Annotated in this window: 12 protein-coding genes; 5 read left to right on the top strand and 7 right to left on the bottom strand. The window is 40.3% G+C overall.

Annotated elements, in window-relative coordinates:
• The first annotated feature begins 59 nt into the window (after positions 1 to 59).
• Positions 60 to 1,700, top strand: a complete 1,641-nt coding sequence (locus tag V7K45_RS09810) for a metallophosphoesterase (RefSeq protein WP_442941976.1) — start codon at positions 60 to 62, stop codon at positions 1,698 to 1,700.
• A gap of 92 nt (positions 1,701 to 1,792) precedes the next feature.
• Here the strand turns inward: V7K45_RS09810 and V7K45_RS09815 are convergent, their stop codons facing one another.
• Positions 1,793 to 1,948, bottom strand: coding sequence for a hypothetical protein (locus V7K45_RS09815; protein ID WP_335002784.1), 156 nt, complete (start codon positions 1,946 to 1,948; stop codon positions 1,793 to 1,795).
• Between the two features lie 313 nt (positions 1,949 to 2,261).
• Between V7K45_RS09815 and V7K45_RS09820 the strand changes: the two genes are divergently transcribed.
• Positions 2,262 to 2,594: a hypothetical protein gene (locus V7K45_RS09820; RefSeq protein ID WP_335002786.1), complete on the top strand. Its 333-nt coding sequence runs from the start codon at positions 2,262 to 2,264 to the stop codon at positions 2,592 to 2,594.
• On the opposite strand, the gene V7K45_RS09825 is transcribed toward V7K45_RS09820, so the two are convergent.
• From V7K45_RS09825 to V7K45_RS09845, 5 genes are all read right to left on the bottom strand, one after another.
• Positions 2,554 to 7,788, bottom strand: coding sequence for an nSTAND1 domain-containing NTPase (locus V7K45_RS09825; protein WP_335002788.1), 5,235 nt, complete (start codon positions 7,786 to 7,788; stop codon positions 2,554 to 2,556). The genes V7K45_RS09820 and V7K45_RS09825 overlap by 41 nt on opposite strands.
• 301 nt (positions 7,789 to 8,089) lie before the next feature.
• Complete coding sequence (locus V7K45_RS09830; protein ID WP_335002790.1) at positions 8,090 to 9,724, bottom strand: ATP-grasp domain-containing protein; 1,635 nt, start codon at positions 9,722 to 9,724, stop codon at positions 8,090 to 8,092.
• Positions 9,721 to 10,506, bottom strand: coding sequence for a hypothetical protein (locus V7K45_RS09835; protein ID WP_335002792.1), 786 nt, complete (start codon positions 10,504 to 10,506; stop codon positions 9,721 to 9,723). The genes V7K45_RS09830 and V7K45_RS09835 overlap by 4 nt, the downstream gene beginning before the upstream one ends.
• Before the next feature lie 90 nt (positions 10,507 to 10,596).
• On the bottom strand, positions 10,597 to 11,022 hold the full coding sequence (locus V7K45_RS09840) for a hypothetical protein (protein ID WP_335002795.1): 426 nt from the start codon (positions 11,020 to 11,022) through the stop codon (positions 10,597 to 10,599).
• A 458-nt stretch (positions 11,023 to 11,480) separates the two neighbouring features.
• A complete protein-coding gene (locus V7K45_RS09845; RefSeq protein WP_335002797.1) occupies positions 11,481 to 11,915 on the bottom strand; it encodes a hypothetical protein in 435 nt (144 codons plus the stop codon).
• A gap of 184 nt (positions 11,916 to 12,099) precedes the next feature.
• Here V7K45_RS09845 and V7K45_RS09850 point away from each other — a divergent pair, with 184 nt between their 5' ends.
• Complete coding sequence (locus tag V7K45_RS09850) at positions 12,100 to 13,266, top strand: sigma-70 family RNA polymerase sigma factor (RefSeq protein WP_335002799.1); 1,167 nt, start codon at positions 12,100 to 12,102, stop codon at positions 13,264 to 13,266.
• Positions 13,267 to 13,375: 109 nt separating this feature from the next.
• A complete protein-coding gene (locus V7K45_RS09855; protein WP_335002801.1) occupies positions 13,376 to 14,542 on the top strand; it encodes a DUF1822 family protein in 1,167 nt (388 codons plus the stop codon).
• Positions 14,543 to 14,889: 347 nt separating this feature from the next.
• Here the strand turns inward: V7K45_RS09855 and V7K45_RS09860 are convergent, their stop codons facing one another.
• Positions 14,890 to 15,135 carry a hypothetical protein gene (locus V7K45_RS09860; RefSeq protein WP_335002803.1) on the bottom strand — a complete coding sequence of 82 codons (246 nt, stop codon included), beginning with the start codon at positions 15,133 to 15,135 and terminating at the stop codon, positions 14,890 to 14,892.
• 707 nt (positions 15,136 to 15,842) lie between these two features.
• On the opposite strand from V7K45_RS09860, the gene V7K45_RS09865 reads away from it, so the two are divergent.
• A complete protein-coding gene (locus tag V7K45_RS09865; protein ID WP_335002806.1) occupies positions 15,843 to 16,304 on the top strand; it encodes an SGNH/GDSL hydrolase family protein in 462 nt (153 codons plus the stop codon).
• The last annotated feature ends 57 nt before the right edge of the window (positions 16,305 to 16,361 follow it).

Below are 16,361 nucleotides of genomic sequence, written 5' to 3' on the forward strand. Positions count from 1 at the left end.
TGCTTGTGCTTGTTATATGCTTTACTCTGGTAGGTGTGCGTTCCTTTGGGCAAACAATTATGACATCAGCACCCCAACTGCTCACCGACCCATTTTTGCAATTGCCAACTGCAACTTCAGTGCAAGTAGTTTGGTTTACTGAATTTGCTGGTGTTAATCACACAGTAACCTACGGGGAAAATCTCAAACAAACTGTTAGGGCAAGTACTACCAAACTCAGTCGCACACGTGAAGACCAACAATCAAGAGTTGCAAACCAAACCCAAGACGGACAAGTTTATCAAAAACCCGTCCAGCGGGACATTTGGCGACATGAGGCTGAGGTAACTGGGTTAACTCCTGGTGTGCGGGTTAACTATCGTGTCACGAGTGTGCAAGAAGACGGCAAAAGGGTTGACAGTGATGTTTTCAGCCTTGCAGCTACTCCCAAATCAGATACACCACTAAAAATTCTACTGACCTCAGATCATCAATTAAAGCCGATGACACCGGCAAATCTGCAAAAGGTGGTAGAAACAGTGGGGCGAGTTGATGGCGTGTGGTTTGCCGGTGATTTGGTCAATGTTAGCGATCGCGCCTCAGAATGGTTTGATGATAATGGTGGCGGTGCATTGTTTCCTGGTTTACAAGGTCGTGCTAAATATGAAATGTCACACGACGGTGTAAAGACAATCTACACTGGTGGACAAATAATTCAACATGCACCCATGTTTACTTGCATTGGCAATCATGAGGTGATGGGGCGCTTTGCCAGGAAGGGAAGTTTAAATGATGAATTTGATGATACAATTCCCCGTGTAGTTGCTCAAAAAATCTACCCAGATAAATCTTTAATCGATAATTCTTTTAATACTAATACCTACGAAGAGATTTTCTCTTTACCAAAAAGTAAAGAGGGTGGAAAAAGGTATTATGCAGTTAGTTTTGGTGATACGCGTTTGGTGGTACTGTACGCTACGAATATGTGGCGAACTCCCAAATTAGATGGAAAGTTTAAAGGTAGATATCGAGAAGCTGAAAAGGATTTAAATAATCCTGAAAATTGGGGTTATGGACAAGTTATTTATGAGCCAATTGCTAAAGGCAGCAAGCAATATAATTGGCTAGAGTCGGAACTTAACAGCCCTGAGTTTCAACAAGCAAAATACAAAGTTGTGATGTTCCATCACCCACCCCATACTTTGGGTGATAATATAGTTCCTGCTTATACAGAACCAGTACAGATAATTGAACGGGATAGCGGCAATATCAAAGCAGTGCGTTACGAGTATCCCAAAGACGCAGATTATATTATCCGTGATGTTGTCCCAATACTTGAAGCAGCTAATGTGCAATTGGTATTTTATGGGCATTCCCATTTGTGGAACCGCTTTGTTAGTTCCAATGGAATGCATTTTCTGGAAACATCTAATGTAGGTAATAGTTACGGCGCTGCTTGGGGTGACAGAAAGCGAGAAGTACCAATTGGATATCAAGAACATTATGTTAAGCTTGGCGATCCCAATGGGTTAGAACCGATAGTGCCAACAATTGCCCCCTTGCTGGGTGAAGATGGAAAGCCAATGCCTTATATTGCGAGTAATGATATTACGGTTTTTAGTATCTTTGATACTGGAACGGGTACGATAAGTAGTTATCGTTTTGATACTCGCAAGCCTGATTCGGAAGTATTGAAGTTTGATGAATTTAAGTTGAAATAATGGGGTAGCACATCTGTCATTGGTGTCAACTTAACGTGAAAGCACTATAATCACCTGATATTAAGTCCACACACTTACCATCACTATCCGCGTCACCCTATCCCAGTTTTGTCTAAAGCCAAAACTTCCCCTCCCCAAGAATATTCCTTTACTGCATCAACCCCGTATTCAACCCGCTCAATCGCCAGCCGAGCGTAATATTTAACTCGCTCCCACCAAGAATCACTGAGTTCTGCCTCTGTGTCCATACCCCCCCGATTATTATCTCCATCTTCATTAATGGGGAACGCGCGGTGCAACCCAAATGCGCATAGGGAGATTGGGACGATTTCGCCATAATTGTTTGGCGGCGATCGCTTCAATTATTTAATGCACATAAGTTCTGGAAACACTACTCAAAAAACTGCATAAAAACACTCAACTGGATCTATTAAGTCAGTGAAGGGTTTTAAACCCAAAATCTGGAATACTGTTGCTTGCCTTTGTAGCTAAGTATCTACAGAGGTACAGGCTCCCTAGTAGTTCAGCTGAAAGTATATATTAAAAGGAAAAAGGCTTGATATGCAAAAGCAAATTTTGGGTTTAGCGATCGCATTACCAACGATATTATTCACTGCCTTACCTACTTTGGCAAATCCTGTACAAGTTATTACACCTAAAGTTGGTAATTTACAACAAGTTGTGGTAAAAGGGGAGTTTCAAACTCCAGTAATTGAGAATCAACTCAGGAACCCTGGAGATGGCCAATCACCGGGGCCAACCGGTGGGAACTCACCGGTAAAAGGCCCAGGGCCCAGACCTCCTCGCAGAGATACATTGTTGCAACTGGGTACAGGTTTACAACAAGGTAGGATCAATAATTTGAACATAGCGAACCCCGTTCTTGGTCGCTAATATTCGGGTTAGTTTTGAGGTAATCCTTTAGCAAATGACAACTGCGAATCACTAGATTGTCTAAATCTTGGGTTTGCAGTTCTGTGCTCAGAAGACGCCAAAGTTTAGCTGTACCATCAAAACTGGCAGAAGCTAAAAATTTCCCATCAGGGCTAAAACTGACGCTCAATACTGCATCAGTATGACCTGGGAGAGTTTTGAGTTCTCTGCCATCACGGTTCCAAAGTTTAACGCTTCCATCACCGCTCGCTGAGGCTATCATCTTGCCATCAGGACTAAAGCTGACGCTGTAGACGCCATCAGTATGTCCCGTAAGAGTTTGTAGTAAAGTTCCATTGCTGACTTGCCAGAGTTTGATAGTTTTATCAGCACTAGCCGAGGCGAGTACTTGACTATCAGGACTAAAACTGATGGCATTAACAGCGTTAGTATGTCCTGGAAGATTATACAGTAACTTGCCATCCTTAACTCTCCATAGCAAAACTTTGTTATCTCTACCAGATGAGGCGAGAAATTGGCCATCAGGGCTGAAACCAACGCTCAAAACTTCAGCCGTATGTCCTTGGAGAGTTTTAATTAAAGCTTTTTGCTGAATGTTCCAAAGTTTAATGGTCATATCACCACTGGCGCTTGCCAGAATTTGACTATTAGGGCTAAAGCTGAGACTATTGACATTGCTGCGATGACCTTGGAGGGTTTTAATCATATAGCCGTCACGAGTCCGCCAAAGTTTAATGTAATGGTCTTGACTCGCTGAGGCTAATGTCTCGCCGTCAGGGCTGAAGGCTAAACCGTAGATTTCATCGCTGTGTCCATAAACTGAAGTACTATGACCTTCTAGAGTTTGACGCAAAGTTCCGTCACGAGTTCGCCAAAGCTCGATCGTAGTGTCTTGGCCTGCGGTGGCTAGAGTTTGCCCATCGGGGCTAAAACTCACACTATAGAGTTGACCTTGAGATCCTGTGAGAGTTTTGAATAGAGGATCGTCTCGCTGCCAAAGTCTAACAGTTTTATCAGCGCCAGCCGAAACTAAGGTTTGGTCATCTGGGCTAAAACTGGCGCTGTAGACTGCAATACTATGTCCTAATAAAGTTTGGCGTAAAGAGCCGTCCTTAGAACTCCAAAGTTTGATTGTGCTATCAGCGCTGGTGGAAGCTAAGGTTTGACCATCATGGCTGAAGTTGACGCTGAGAATCTCTGCATTGTGCGCTGCAATAATTTTCAGCAGTGTGCCATCTCTGCGCCAGAGTCTCACGGTTTTATCAACACTAGCTGAAGCTATTTGACCATCGGGGCTAAAAGCGACACTGGAAACTCCGGCGCTATGCCCAAGTAGGGTTTTTTGCAACAATCCATCGCTAACCCTCCAAAGTTTAACAGTCTTATCTGCACTAGCGATCGCCAAAATTTCACCATCAGGGCTAAAACTGACACTATTAACAAAATCTTTATAACCGCTAAAAGTTCTCAGTAAATGACCATCGCTAACTTGCCAAATTTTAGCAGTGCGATCGGCGCTACCAGTGGCGATCGTCTTACCGTTGGCAGACCAAGATAAGCTCTGAACTTCCGCAGTATGACCTTTTAATGTTCTAATTAAACCACCGTCGCTAGTTCTCCACAACTTCACGGTGCGATCGAAACTAGCTGTTGCGATCGTTTGACCATCTGGGCTGAAACTGACACTCCGCACTATATCAGTATGCCCTGTTAATGTTCGTAACTTTGTGCCATCCCGCCCCCAAATTATGGCCGTTTTGTCGTTACTGGCCGATACAATTGTTTTGCCGTCAGGACTGAAACTCACGCTCGATACTTCAGCGCTATGCCCTTCCAAACGGTTGCGCTCTTGGGTTCCAGAAATTACTTGTTGTAAAACATTGAGAGTCTGAGTTTGCACCTCGGCTGGTGCGCCAAAAGTGTTTTTGAGCTGTTTACCTGCTTTGACGCTGGCAATTAACGCTTCTAGCTGCTGATGTGATAAAAGATTAGCTTGAGATGAGGCATTTAATGCTTCAATTTCTCGCAATTGAGCTGCTTGGGATTTCCAATAGGCTAAAGAGCCAAAACAGACTGCCGCTAATCCCAAAACACTGAGTGCAACTACAGCCCTTTGGGCTTGCTTGAGTCTTCTTTTCTCTTGTTGTTGCTGTTGTTTTCTTTGTACTAAACAAGCTTCAATAAACCGTTGTACATCAGCCGAAAGTTCGTCGGTATATTTAATATAGATATCTTCTGCCTCTGCTAGTCGCACTCCTTGCAACAAAAAATCAGCTTGCTGACTACGTTGCAGCCACAATTGGGAAGCCTGTTCAATTTGCCTTTGTTTTCGCAAGCGATCGCGATTTTCTTCTAACCACCAGCGTAAAGTTGACCAATGACGGATGAGAATTTCATGGGCAACTTCTACTGTTATGGGGGAAAGGGAAGAGGACAAGGGGGACAAGGGAGACAAGGGGGACAACGAGGACAAGGGGGACAGAGAGGAAGTTTTTGGTTGTTCTGGTTGGGTACTTGTTCTGTTGTCTCCTTTGCTACCCTCGGCAATATTTGTATCTTCTTCTAAATTCATCACCACTAGCTTGGCAGTGGTTAAGGCGTTGAGGGTTTTTTCTACCAATGTGGCTGGATATTTTTTGACTATCAACTCTGATTTATGTACCCGTCTGCGAGTATCTTCTGTACCCTCACCTAGTTGCGTCAAAGATAAAAAAATCCACTTAGCACATTCCCGCATTTGGGGATCTAAACTTTCGTAAACAGCTTGAGACGATCGCTCTAATGCTCCTTGAATTCCGCCTAGTTGCTCTTGATAAGTCTGTAAAGTCAACTCACCAGCAACTCGATGTTGCCATAATTGCTCTAAAACAAATTCCAGTAACGGTAAATCTCCTGGTGAGTGATTTAATTCCCGCAACAATACTTCCACCAGTTCTGGTTCTACTTTTAATCCGACTTGTTGAGCCGGGTTAAGAATCACCCGCCGATAATCATCCAAACTTAGCTTCGGTGGAACTAATACGCTCAAATCCTGCAAAGCTTTCGCCAGTGCTGGTACTTCTAAACAGGAGGCAATAAAGTCTGCCCGTAAAGTAATAATTAATTTGAAGCGATCGCCAGCATATTGCACCGCTCCCAACAATAATTCTAAAAATAGCTCTCTGTCTGCGGTTGGAGCCAGAGTAAAGAGTTCCTCAAACTGATCTACCACTAGCACCACAACTCGATGGGGTTGGTTGCGTATCCAGTAAACAAATCCCTCCACCCCTTGGTGAAATATTCCCTCTAAAAAGAGATAGGAAGATGAAAAATAATTCTCCCCCTGCTCCCCTGCTCCTCTGCTCCCCTGCTCCCTCGCTCCCCCAAGCCGTCGCGCTAAAGCTTCAAGAGGATTTGCCCCTGGACGAATGCTTCTAATCCACCATTGTTCGCTGCTGGGTATTTGTTTACCCAATCGTAGTTGGGGAATTACACCAGCTTGCACAATTGAAGATTTGCCGCTTCCAGAAGCACCGATGACGGCTAGAAAAGAGCGATCGCGTAGTTGATGAATTAACTGCTGAGTTAAAGCTTCTCTGCCGTAAAAATACTGACTATCTTCTTCCAAAAAAGCATTTAGTCCCATGTATGGGCATACCCCCAAATCCAATCCTGTGGTTGTTTCTGGTGTATTCGTGTAAGTTTTTGCTTGGAGAATTTCTATAATACCTTGTGTGCCTGATAGCCAGATGGAAAGAGTCACACCGCTACCTGCTAAGGATAATTGTAGTTGAGCGATCGCTCCGGCGGCTGAGAGTCCATCTGTATGGGTTGCCGCCATCAAAGTATCGAGAAATTTTTGGGCAAAGCGTTCTGGTTCCTCAGCAGGTGAGGCGTAGGCGATTAAACATTGTCCTTGGTGGGAGTCAATTTGCAAATCTTCTACCCAATCTTGCAAGGATGTATTAGCTACAGGACAATCGAGGATAATAATTTGTTGAGCGCTACAGAGGCGTAGCTGTTGTTTCAACCAAGAACGCTTGATGCGGATATTTTCTCCCAGCAATAACCATTCGCCTGCATCGGTTTCTTCAATTCGTCCCCGCAGATAAAGCAGAATAACTTCTGATGCTGGTTGTTGTAAATGACGAGCGATCGCTTCTTTGATCCGATCGGCAGATACTTTTGTTGCTGGCAAATACTCTAGGGCAAAATCTCCAGCACTTCCGAGAAATTTGCTAATATCTAGTGTTGTTTTGCTGACTGATAATCCCTCTACTACTATTCCTATCCGGCGATGCACTCCAAGAGTTGCCTGGGTTAATCTTTTCCCTACAATTAGTTCCCCAACTCCCTCAACAATTCGTTTAGGAGTTTGCAACGGATATTCTCGAAAAAGTTGAGTTTCGCCTTTAGTTTTTTTCTGCTGATTAATCAGCCGCAATTGTTGATTACTTTTATCTATATATTGGAGAGTTTGATGATATACGTATCGATACAAATTATCTACATAAATTAAGCCTTGGCTATCTGCTGCCTCACCTTGCAATCCTTTCATTAAATAATAAGTAAACACCCCATGTCCCAATTCGGGAAACTCCCAAGATTGCTGGTTAGCATCACAGGAAAGCAAGGCATAAAAACCTTTACTTTTAGCAGCACGCTGCTGTAATACTTCAACCATTTTTGGTGTAGCATTCAGCAATGATTCTATTGTTGTACCTCTGAGCGTCATCCCGCCGCTATGACAAGCATCTAACCAAACAAGCTGATTTTGCGCTTTACTATTACCCAACAATAGCAAAAGTTCTTGTAAAGCTAAAGCTGTGTTTTGCAGATCGGATTTTTGAGTATCTGCCAAACACAAAAATGCTTGCTGCGTGTTTGGTTCTACAATTCCATGTCCAGAAAAATAAAATAGAATAGTATCAATAGGTTGAGCCGCAGTGGTAATTTGCCGGAGACTAGCACGGATGTTTTCTAAAGATGGTGGTTGCGGTGCAAAATCATGGTGTATTGTTACCTCTGTTTGAGTAAATTGTGCAGATGCATCTACCAATGCTTCTGCTAAACCCTGACAATCTACTGTTGAATAACTCAGGCTGGGTAGTCCGTCATCTTGATATTGATTGACTCCCACCAACATTAGCCATAGCTTAGGAGTTGCAGTTTGTTTGACTGAAGTTGAGCGACTAGCGATCCCAATTGGCGGCATTACAGTAGTCCTAAATACGTTGTAAACAAGGTAGATACTGTTGTAACTTAGGAAAATCAAATTGTTGATGATTATTCAAGAAGTTAAATAACCGCTTCACAACAGTAAAACATTTGCAAAAATGCTAAAAGTTTCTCAAAAAGTCCTTCATTCCAACGATATGTGACTTGTACTTTAGAAGAAAAGTAGCATAAACTTATAACTCAGATAAGATTGATGTACAGAATTAATAATAACTGAATTGCAGTCCCAAGCTGATAAAGTTTCTATACAAACACTTGTCAGAGGTTGGGGGGTCGTATTACCAGTAAAGTAACCATTGACCATCGCAAAATAATCCATGACCTTGCAGAGTTATTCTTTCATCGTCAGGATAAATACAAGTAGTTGGTGCAATCTGATGAAGTGTGTGTCCACTGTGCAAGACAATTTCACCAACTTTGTAATCATGAAAAGTTTTGGTTCTAAATCGTTTAAGAATCTCTACATCACCTGCGATCGCTTGACTATAATCATTTATATAGTTGAAATCCCAAACATTCAACCCACCCCCACTTTTCGGCAGGTTAATTGGTAAAGTAAAGGATATTGTATTTATAGTATCGAGTTTACTTTCATCCCATTTGAGGTTTCGATATTGCAAATCGAAGTGTATGGTAGCATTTGGTTTTGTGATAAGATTAGAATCTTGCCAAATATGAAAACCGGGCAGCGCTGCATCTGGTTTATAGCTTACAGGGTTGATAAGCGTCTGCTCTAAATACTCTTTAATTAACTTATAAAGCCAACCTAAGTGTAGTTCTAGAAGTAAATTATATTCCTGAGCTATAGTATAATAATCCTTAGAAAAATTAGGTTGATTTAAGAAATCTAAGTAACTAGCTGTACCTAAAGTATAGAAAAACTTTGGAGAGTTACCTCGTTTTATCCAGAATTCTCTTAAACTATGAATTACAGAACAAATATCATTACACTGTTCAGATGTCACAATTTGTTCTGAAAAAATTTCATTGCTCGAATCTGTATACCAACTAATACTATTGACTGCAATATCTTCTGTAAGCAAAGCTAATAGCGAGTCGGTTATTTTCCCATCTGCCCGAATATCATATCCATCGTATCCTGGCATTGGATTAACTTCTAAACACCAGTACTCTAGAGAGTTAGTAACTTTAAAATCCCAACCTGCAAACTTTAACCCCAACGCAGCAGTTGCATTAATAATTTTTTGATGTAAAGCTTCTGGTAACTCCCACTCGATATATTCAGCTTCTTCATGAAAATGGCGATAGTCTACTTGTGGACATTTTATTAATTCTGCGTGAACTCTATCACCCACTACATGCGCCCGCACATCAGCGCCCTTTATATATCTTTGCAAATGAACTGGGCCAGCGTCTGGGTGGAAATCGAGAAACTCCTCTGATTTTACTAGTCTACTATCGGCACGAACACCCGATGTTGTCTTAACAATTGTCAATCCAGCGTTAGCAAACTCAGCTAGAACTTCTGGATTGGAACTAGTAAGGCTATCAGCAACTTGAAAACCTAAAGATTTTAGATGAAACTCATGAAGCGGTTTTGAGAAATTATTTGCGCCAGCACCAGGACGATTAATTACGTTACCGGGAATATGTTCTAGCCAACAGCAAAGTGCAGCAAGAAGGCTTTTCCATCGCATCGCATCTTGTACATCTGATTGTACGGTTGAAAGGTCAATCAAGCGACAATAATAAGAACCATGAGGATTTAATAGATACTTTTGGCTAGAACAACTTATCCAGCTTTGATTATCATCAGGTAATGCTAGCCTCCAATCTCCATTTTGAATTACTTCGCGTAAATTAATTACTTGGACTTCAGCACCACGAGATTCAGCATAGTTAACAAAATGACAAAAAGTGCGATCTGAATCAAGACCAATTGCATAAATCATGAGAAAATAGTCTCCAAAAGTGCGGGAGCAAAATCTGACCAAACAAACTGTATTTCTTCCAGCGATGGATAAGGGTTAATACGAGCAATATTGGCACTCTCTAAGTTGCTATCAATACTCCAAGTTACAGTGCCAAATACCAAATCTAAATTTCTCAGCAGCGAAATACTTTTTTCTTCTAGCTGCAAATGTTCTAGAGATGTATTGGTGCAACGCCATGCTTTATCTTCTAAAACAACAACAATTTCATATTCAAGGTTCGCCGAAACCCAACTTGCGCGAAATGGCCCCACCCCTTCAGGAATTTCTGGATACGCAGCAGTATTATAAGTAGTTAAATCTTGGAGATACCATTGTTTATCGAGTAATGCTTGCGGTGATGGTGGAACTTGCGAAGAGAATACTTCTAGATTGCTAGTATAACCAGCCTTTAATTTAGTCAAATTAGAAGAATATGATAAATTACCCCAAAGACTATTTGCAGTTGGACGATTAATTACTGGTGATTTAGATAATGTCATCGCTGCCCATAAAGTAGCAAGACACTCATCATAAATAAAAGAATCATCAAAACTAGTGCGAATCGGCATCTGTGGCGGAATTCGTAAAATAACTGGGATTTCTGGTGTAATAGATAATTTTTCAGAAGTAACACTGATAGAAAACATTCTTGCAGCATTGCAAACATCTAAAACTTCACTCGTATAACCTTTTTGTCTAACCAATTCGTTAACTGCTTGACAAAAAATGTCATCACTCGAACCAATAATTAATAAATCCATAATATTTAGTCCATCATCTTTTTCATCGGAGGCTTAGATTCCCAACTTTTTGAAGAAGTTGGGAATCTGTTTTTTCACAATCTCTATTTTTTAGAAGATTGGCTTGTTTACTTTAATTAAAGTTTGAGGACGCGCATTTCGTAGTACAGGTATTTTTAGCTGATCTGCTGGTAAAATAACTGGATTAATTCTATCTATAAGAACACCACCACAGTTACCACTTTCGCAAGTCTCTTTACTATCCTTACCTTTATCGCTAGAATCTTTGCCTTTATCGCTCGATTCTTTTGTTTTACCACCGTCAGTTTCTAAGACACTATTCAACGGTCGTTGGTTCAAATTATAAAGAGTATCGCGACGCACAGCATTGCTAATAAAAGGCTTATTGGATACGCTATTATGAGAATTTACTTGTGGGATAGATTCAGCTTTAGCTACAGTGCTAATAATTGAACTAGCAATTGCTAAACCCATTACTAATGCTAAACGTGTAGAAGTTGAACTTGTAATTTTCATTTTGATTATCCTTTAAGTTGGTTTCTTGCTTTTGTTGTTTTGACTGGATTTCAAAAATCAGATTATGGTTTTCACCTTTCACTTAGTCAATAGGTTTGCTTTGATATTTTTATGCAGTCTTGGCAAAAATTTTGAGAATTATTTTTTGAGAATAATTCAATATTAAATACAAATAGCAAAACCCCGCAGATGCGAGGTTTAATGCTGGAATAATTTTTACATTTTGCAGCAGTTTTGAAGTACAAAGCTATGGGTTTTGAGGCAAGAACTAGAAACTCTTTCTATCTGATTTTCAGTTTTGCTTTGTGTACCTCACCCTGCGGGTTCAGTAGTCGCTCATGGGGGGAACCCCCTTGGCGCTAGCCTCTCCCTTTGGGAGAAGACCGCGCTGCTTCACTTACTTGCAAACTTCTCTATTGTTGTTAGATTAATAATTGATGCTGATTTTTAGTGATTATTTATCTCACTCTTGTTTGCTTTTGAAAGTATTCACGAGAATAGTAATTTTGTCTGCCGCTATTATCTAAAAACTGCGTGTAGCCTTGCAACAGTAATTCTTGACGAGCAGATCCCAAGGTTAGGAAGGAATTTGCAAACCCTTTATTATAGTTGGCTGTTGCATATTTATGATTAGTATCTTGGACATTAATACCATAGGTAACTAATGGTGCAGTTCCCCAGTCACAATCACTAGGATGACATTTGCCAAACACCTGAATATTTAATTTATTGCTACCACCTGAGGTAATTACTAAACGAGTAATATTAGAAGTATTGGCGTCTTTATTTACCCAAGTACCAATAAAGTCAGCCGGTACAGCTAAAGCAGGATTGATTAAAGCAGTAGTTAAGATGCTACTAGCAGCAATAATACTCAAAGAACGTTTCAACATTTTAGTCACACTCCATTATTCGTAATTGTTTTTGTAACTTATTGATAAGTAGACACGATTACCAGTTGGCTAAGTATAAAATATTTCATTTAAGTCGAAATATAATCCTCACACCTTGTAGTAAAGTTTGTGTAGGCGTCCTTTAACGCTTTCAGTCTTTCTATAGGTTGGGTGACAATTTTTTATGCATCCTCGACAAAGCATCATTGAAATTTTTTCAACTTTTGTGCAATTTGACGCCGATCGCTTCAGTGGTTGGGCGACGGAATCAAAGCTACGTCGCAGTATGCAAAGTTGTCTCAACCGCACGCCTCAAGAAACTTCGAAACATTTTTGGGTTTTGTATTGGTATAAATTTTGGCTGCTCTCTGAAACGAAGCTACTGGCTAAAGAGCATCTGGCAGCTTACTTGCAAGAATCCTGTTATTGGGCATCCCAAAAAACAGTTAACAGTTTTGCGAGTACTCAGTACAAGCTATCAGACTGTTTTCAAATTGCGATCGCTCAAGTTGATAGAGTCCTCAAAGGATTTAATCCAGATCGAGGCTTTATTTTAAAAAACTACGCTAGCGCCCTCTTTAGCAGTGCTATTCGGGAAAATTTACGCCAAAATCGTGAAATTGATATTTGTACCGATTGGGGATTATTACGAAAAATTACGAAAAAGTTTTTGGTGGAGTCTTTACAAAATGCAGGTTTATTGCCAGAAGATATTAACGATTACGTCCTCGCTTGGAACTGTTTCAAAAGTATATATATCCCAACGCAAAAAGGTACTTCTCGCCAAATTTCTCAACCAGACAATGAGATTTGGGAGGCGATCGCTAAAGCTTATAATTCACAAAGTGGTCAGCAAGTCAATTCCCAAACCCTAGAAAAGTGGCTGTTAACTGCTGCTAAAGCCGCACGCCGCTATCGTTATTTTCCCGTTGACTCTCTCAATATCCCTAGAGGGAGCGATGATTCGTGGGAGTGGCTTGATAATATTCCCGGAACACAACAAGAATCTCTAATTAATGAAATTCTTGCCCAAGAAGAAGAACAAACAAGAAACTTTCAACAAACTGAGATTAACAAAGTTTTAGTGGCTGCGATCGCTCAACTTGAACCGCAAGTACAAGAAATTTTGCAACTTTATTATGCTAAAGAACTAACTCAAGACCAAATTGCCAAACAATTACAAATACAGCAATATACTGTCTCACGGCGACTAAAAAAAGCCCAAGAAACTTTGTTACGCTTTTTAGCTAATTGGAGTAAAGATAGTTTGCATATTTCCATTACTTCAGACCTACTCAAGAATATAAACATACTAATGGAGGAATGGTTGAAAAATTACTATGGTGTATGACAAGGGAGTGGGGGAGAAATCAATTAAAAATTAAAAATTAAAAATTAAAAAACTTCTGCCTCCTGCCCAATGCCTTCTGCCCAATGCCCAACCCCAATCCCCAATCCCTATGACTACTGTATTTACTTTCACTAACCCGACAGATATGGTTTTGGAAATCCCTACAACTACCCAAAACCAAGCGGATTTACACAGCCAAGCTTTTTCTAATGCTAATTCTCGCTATCAAGCTTATATTAATCAACTTTGCTTGGGTGCTATCTTGCTATGGTTGCAAGAAGACTGGACACCACAAACAAAGGTTTGGCCAAGTACCACTGCTTTACCGAGTTTTTGGGAACTGGTTAATGGAATTGCACTCACACTTGATACAACAAGATTAGTCTTAGTTCCTAGTGAAGCAATTGATTTGAGTGAATTGCGAGTCCCCCAAGAATGGGTGGATATTCCTAGTTGGATAGGTGATTATTATTTAGCTGTGCAAGTCGAACCAGACGAAGGCTATGTCAGGGTTTGGGGTTATTGTAGCCATGAACAACTGAAAACTCAAGGCAGTTATGATGCCAGCGATCGCACTTATTCTCTAGATGCTACTGATATAATCAACGACATCAGCGTTTTAGCTATGGCGCGTCAATTGTGCCCAGAAGAACCCACCCGTAGCCCTATTGAAGAGATTCCGAGTTTATCATCACAACAGGCAGAAAATTTAATTGCCCGTCTGGGAAACCCGGAAATACTTACACCCCGCCAAGAAATCCCTTTTCAACTGTGGGGTGGATTAATTCAACATGGTGGTTGGCGACAAAATTTATATCAACGACGCTTAGGATTACCAGAACAGTGGTCAGTTATCCAATGGTTGCAAAGCGGTGTTTCTCAAGTTGCTGAGGCTGTTGGTTGGGGAAGCTTTGATTTACAACTGAGTGCTGCTGGGGCGCGGGGTGTGGAAGACACACAAACAAGTACTATTCTCTCTCGTCGGTTGGCGATCGCAGGTCAAATTTACGAACTTTTGATTGTACCACAAGGTGAGCCAGATGCAACTATTTGGCGATTTGAATTACGTAACGCCGCGATCGGTGCAGTTATTCCCGGTGGTTTTAAACTCCGCTTACTTACCGAAGATTTACAGCCTTTTCCCAATAACGAAGATGTAGCTGCAACGGCTGTAGAACAACTCTACGTAGAAGTTGCTTTAGAAGCAGGAGAAAGCATAGTCTGGGAAATAGAACCTTTTCCCGACGATTATAATTGGGAAATACTCAAGTTTTAAAAAAGAATTTAGGCGTTGCATATTTGCGGAATGATTTTGTTGGTTTCGTGAGATAGGCAATATGAGGCAACTAGTTCTCTAGCAAACTTTGCGGTTCTAGTTTTTTTTCGATCGGGTACGACAATTTGACCCAGACCTTTCACTGAATGAGGTACAGAACCAAGCATTCACAAATCAAATTATTCTTCTTCCTCCTGCCTCCTGCCTCAAAACCAGTGACTTTGTACCTCATGCAAAAGAAAACTGCTGTAAACCTGCTAGCGGCTCTTTGTCCAGGGATAGTGGTCGGTGTAAAAAGTAGCCTAATACTTGCTGTTTAAAGGTTCTATTCGTTGTAAAGTACTTTTTTAACAATTAAAAAGTGTTTTTATGCCTGATGATAATGAGGATTTAATTAAAGCTATTGAAGATTTAAATTCAACTGTCAGATCGGGATTTGTTCTCATATCTAACATTGTATTTTTAACAGCTTCATGTATTGCAGTTGCAACTTCAAATGTCTTTCCTTTTAATTTCTTTTCTCTTGGACTGATTTTTTTAATTATTAAGTTGATTAGTTGGTTTGCTGCTAAACGATAATACGTCTTAAACAATAAACTCTCCAGTTAATGGTAATACTTTGTGGTTGCTGATGTATATAAAAATGCTGCCAACGTGATGCTTTTTTAAGAAACGGGAAAACTTACTTGACCAGAGTACCTATTTTGTCTTAAAGTGTCTTGTAGTTTATTGATATTGTTTTAATAATTATTCTTTTTAAAAGACTGAAACTTGATATTCTAAAATAGACTTTACGTTTTCACTATATATTGAGAAAAGGATATTAGTTTCAGAGTGAGCGTATATCAAACTCTACTGTCGATAATCAAATATTTGCGCTTTTCACTTCAGCAGAACATCAGCACTGATCGCCAATGTCTCTGCTCTAAGTACTGCCTCAACGATTTTCTTTATCAAGCGTGCTATTTGATACTGTAGCGAATGGTCAAACGCATAGAGCATTCATACACAGAGGTGAGTGATACCAAAGTGAGGAATTTGCCCAAGACAATTGGCAAAATCCACACTATAAAGTATTCGGTTTCACTTAGGGGCTTTAAAAAATCATTTGTTAGTCTAGAAAAGTAATAATTGTGAACTTAATCTTTAGTCATAAAGATAACCATCAACAAGAGTTGTAATTAGTTTCAAAATTTACAGTCAAAACTGTAGCCTTTAAGGTTTACAGAAAGGTTTAATGCTTAGAAAAAACTGGTTTTTAACAACAGGACTTGTTGTTTTAATTTTGAGTATGGTTGTAATGACAAAATTTCTAGATAAATCTCATTCTCTTACCGAAGTATATATATTCGGGGACAGTCTTTCAGATACAGGTATGGTATTCCGAGCGACAGGAGGAATATATCCACCTAATCCAACTTACTTTCACGGGCGTTACTCGAATGGTCTAGTTTGGGTTGAGTATCTTAGCGAACGCTTGCATCTGTCCACTAAACAAATTAATAATTTTGCTTACGGAGGAGCAACCACCGACAGCACTAGTAATAGTTATGTACCTAGCTTACTTCAGCAAGTACAGTCGTTTACCCAGAGACATGAAAAGACAAATTCAGATGCTTTGTATGTGTTTTGGGCAGGGGCAAATGATTATTTGCAAGGAGTAAGCAGTGCAACTGTTCCCGTGAAAAATATAATGAGTGCAATCAAGTTACTTACAGATATAGCCCGGATTTCTCACCAACTCGTAAAAAAATGGGGATAAAAACTGCTAAGATGTATATATGGCAAGCATTTCAGTAGTTCTAAAGGATGATTCAAC

This window comes from Nostoc sp. (assembly GCF_036917375.1).
GTDB lineage: Bacteria > Cyanobacteriota > Cyanobacteriia > Cyanobacteriales > Nostocaceae > Nostoc.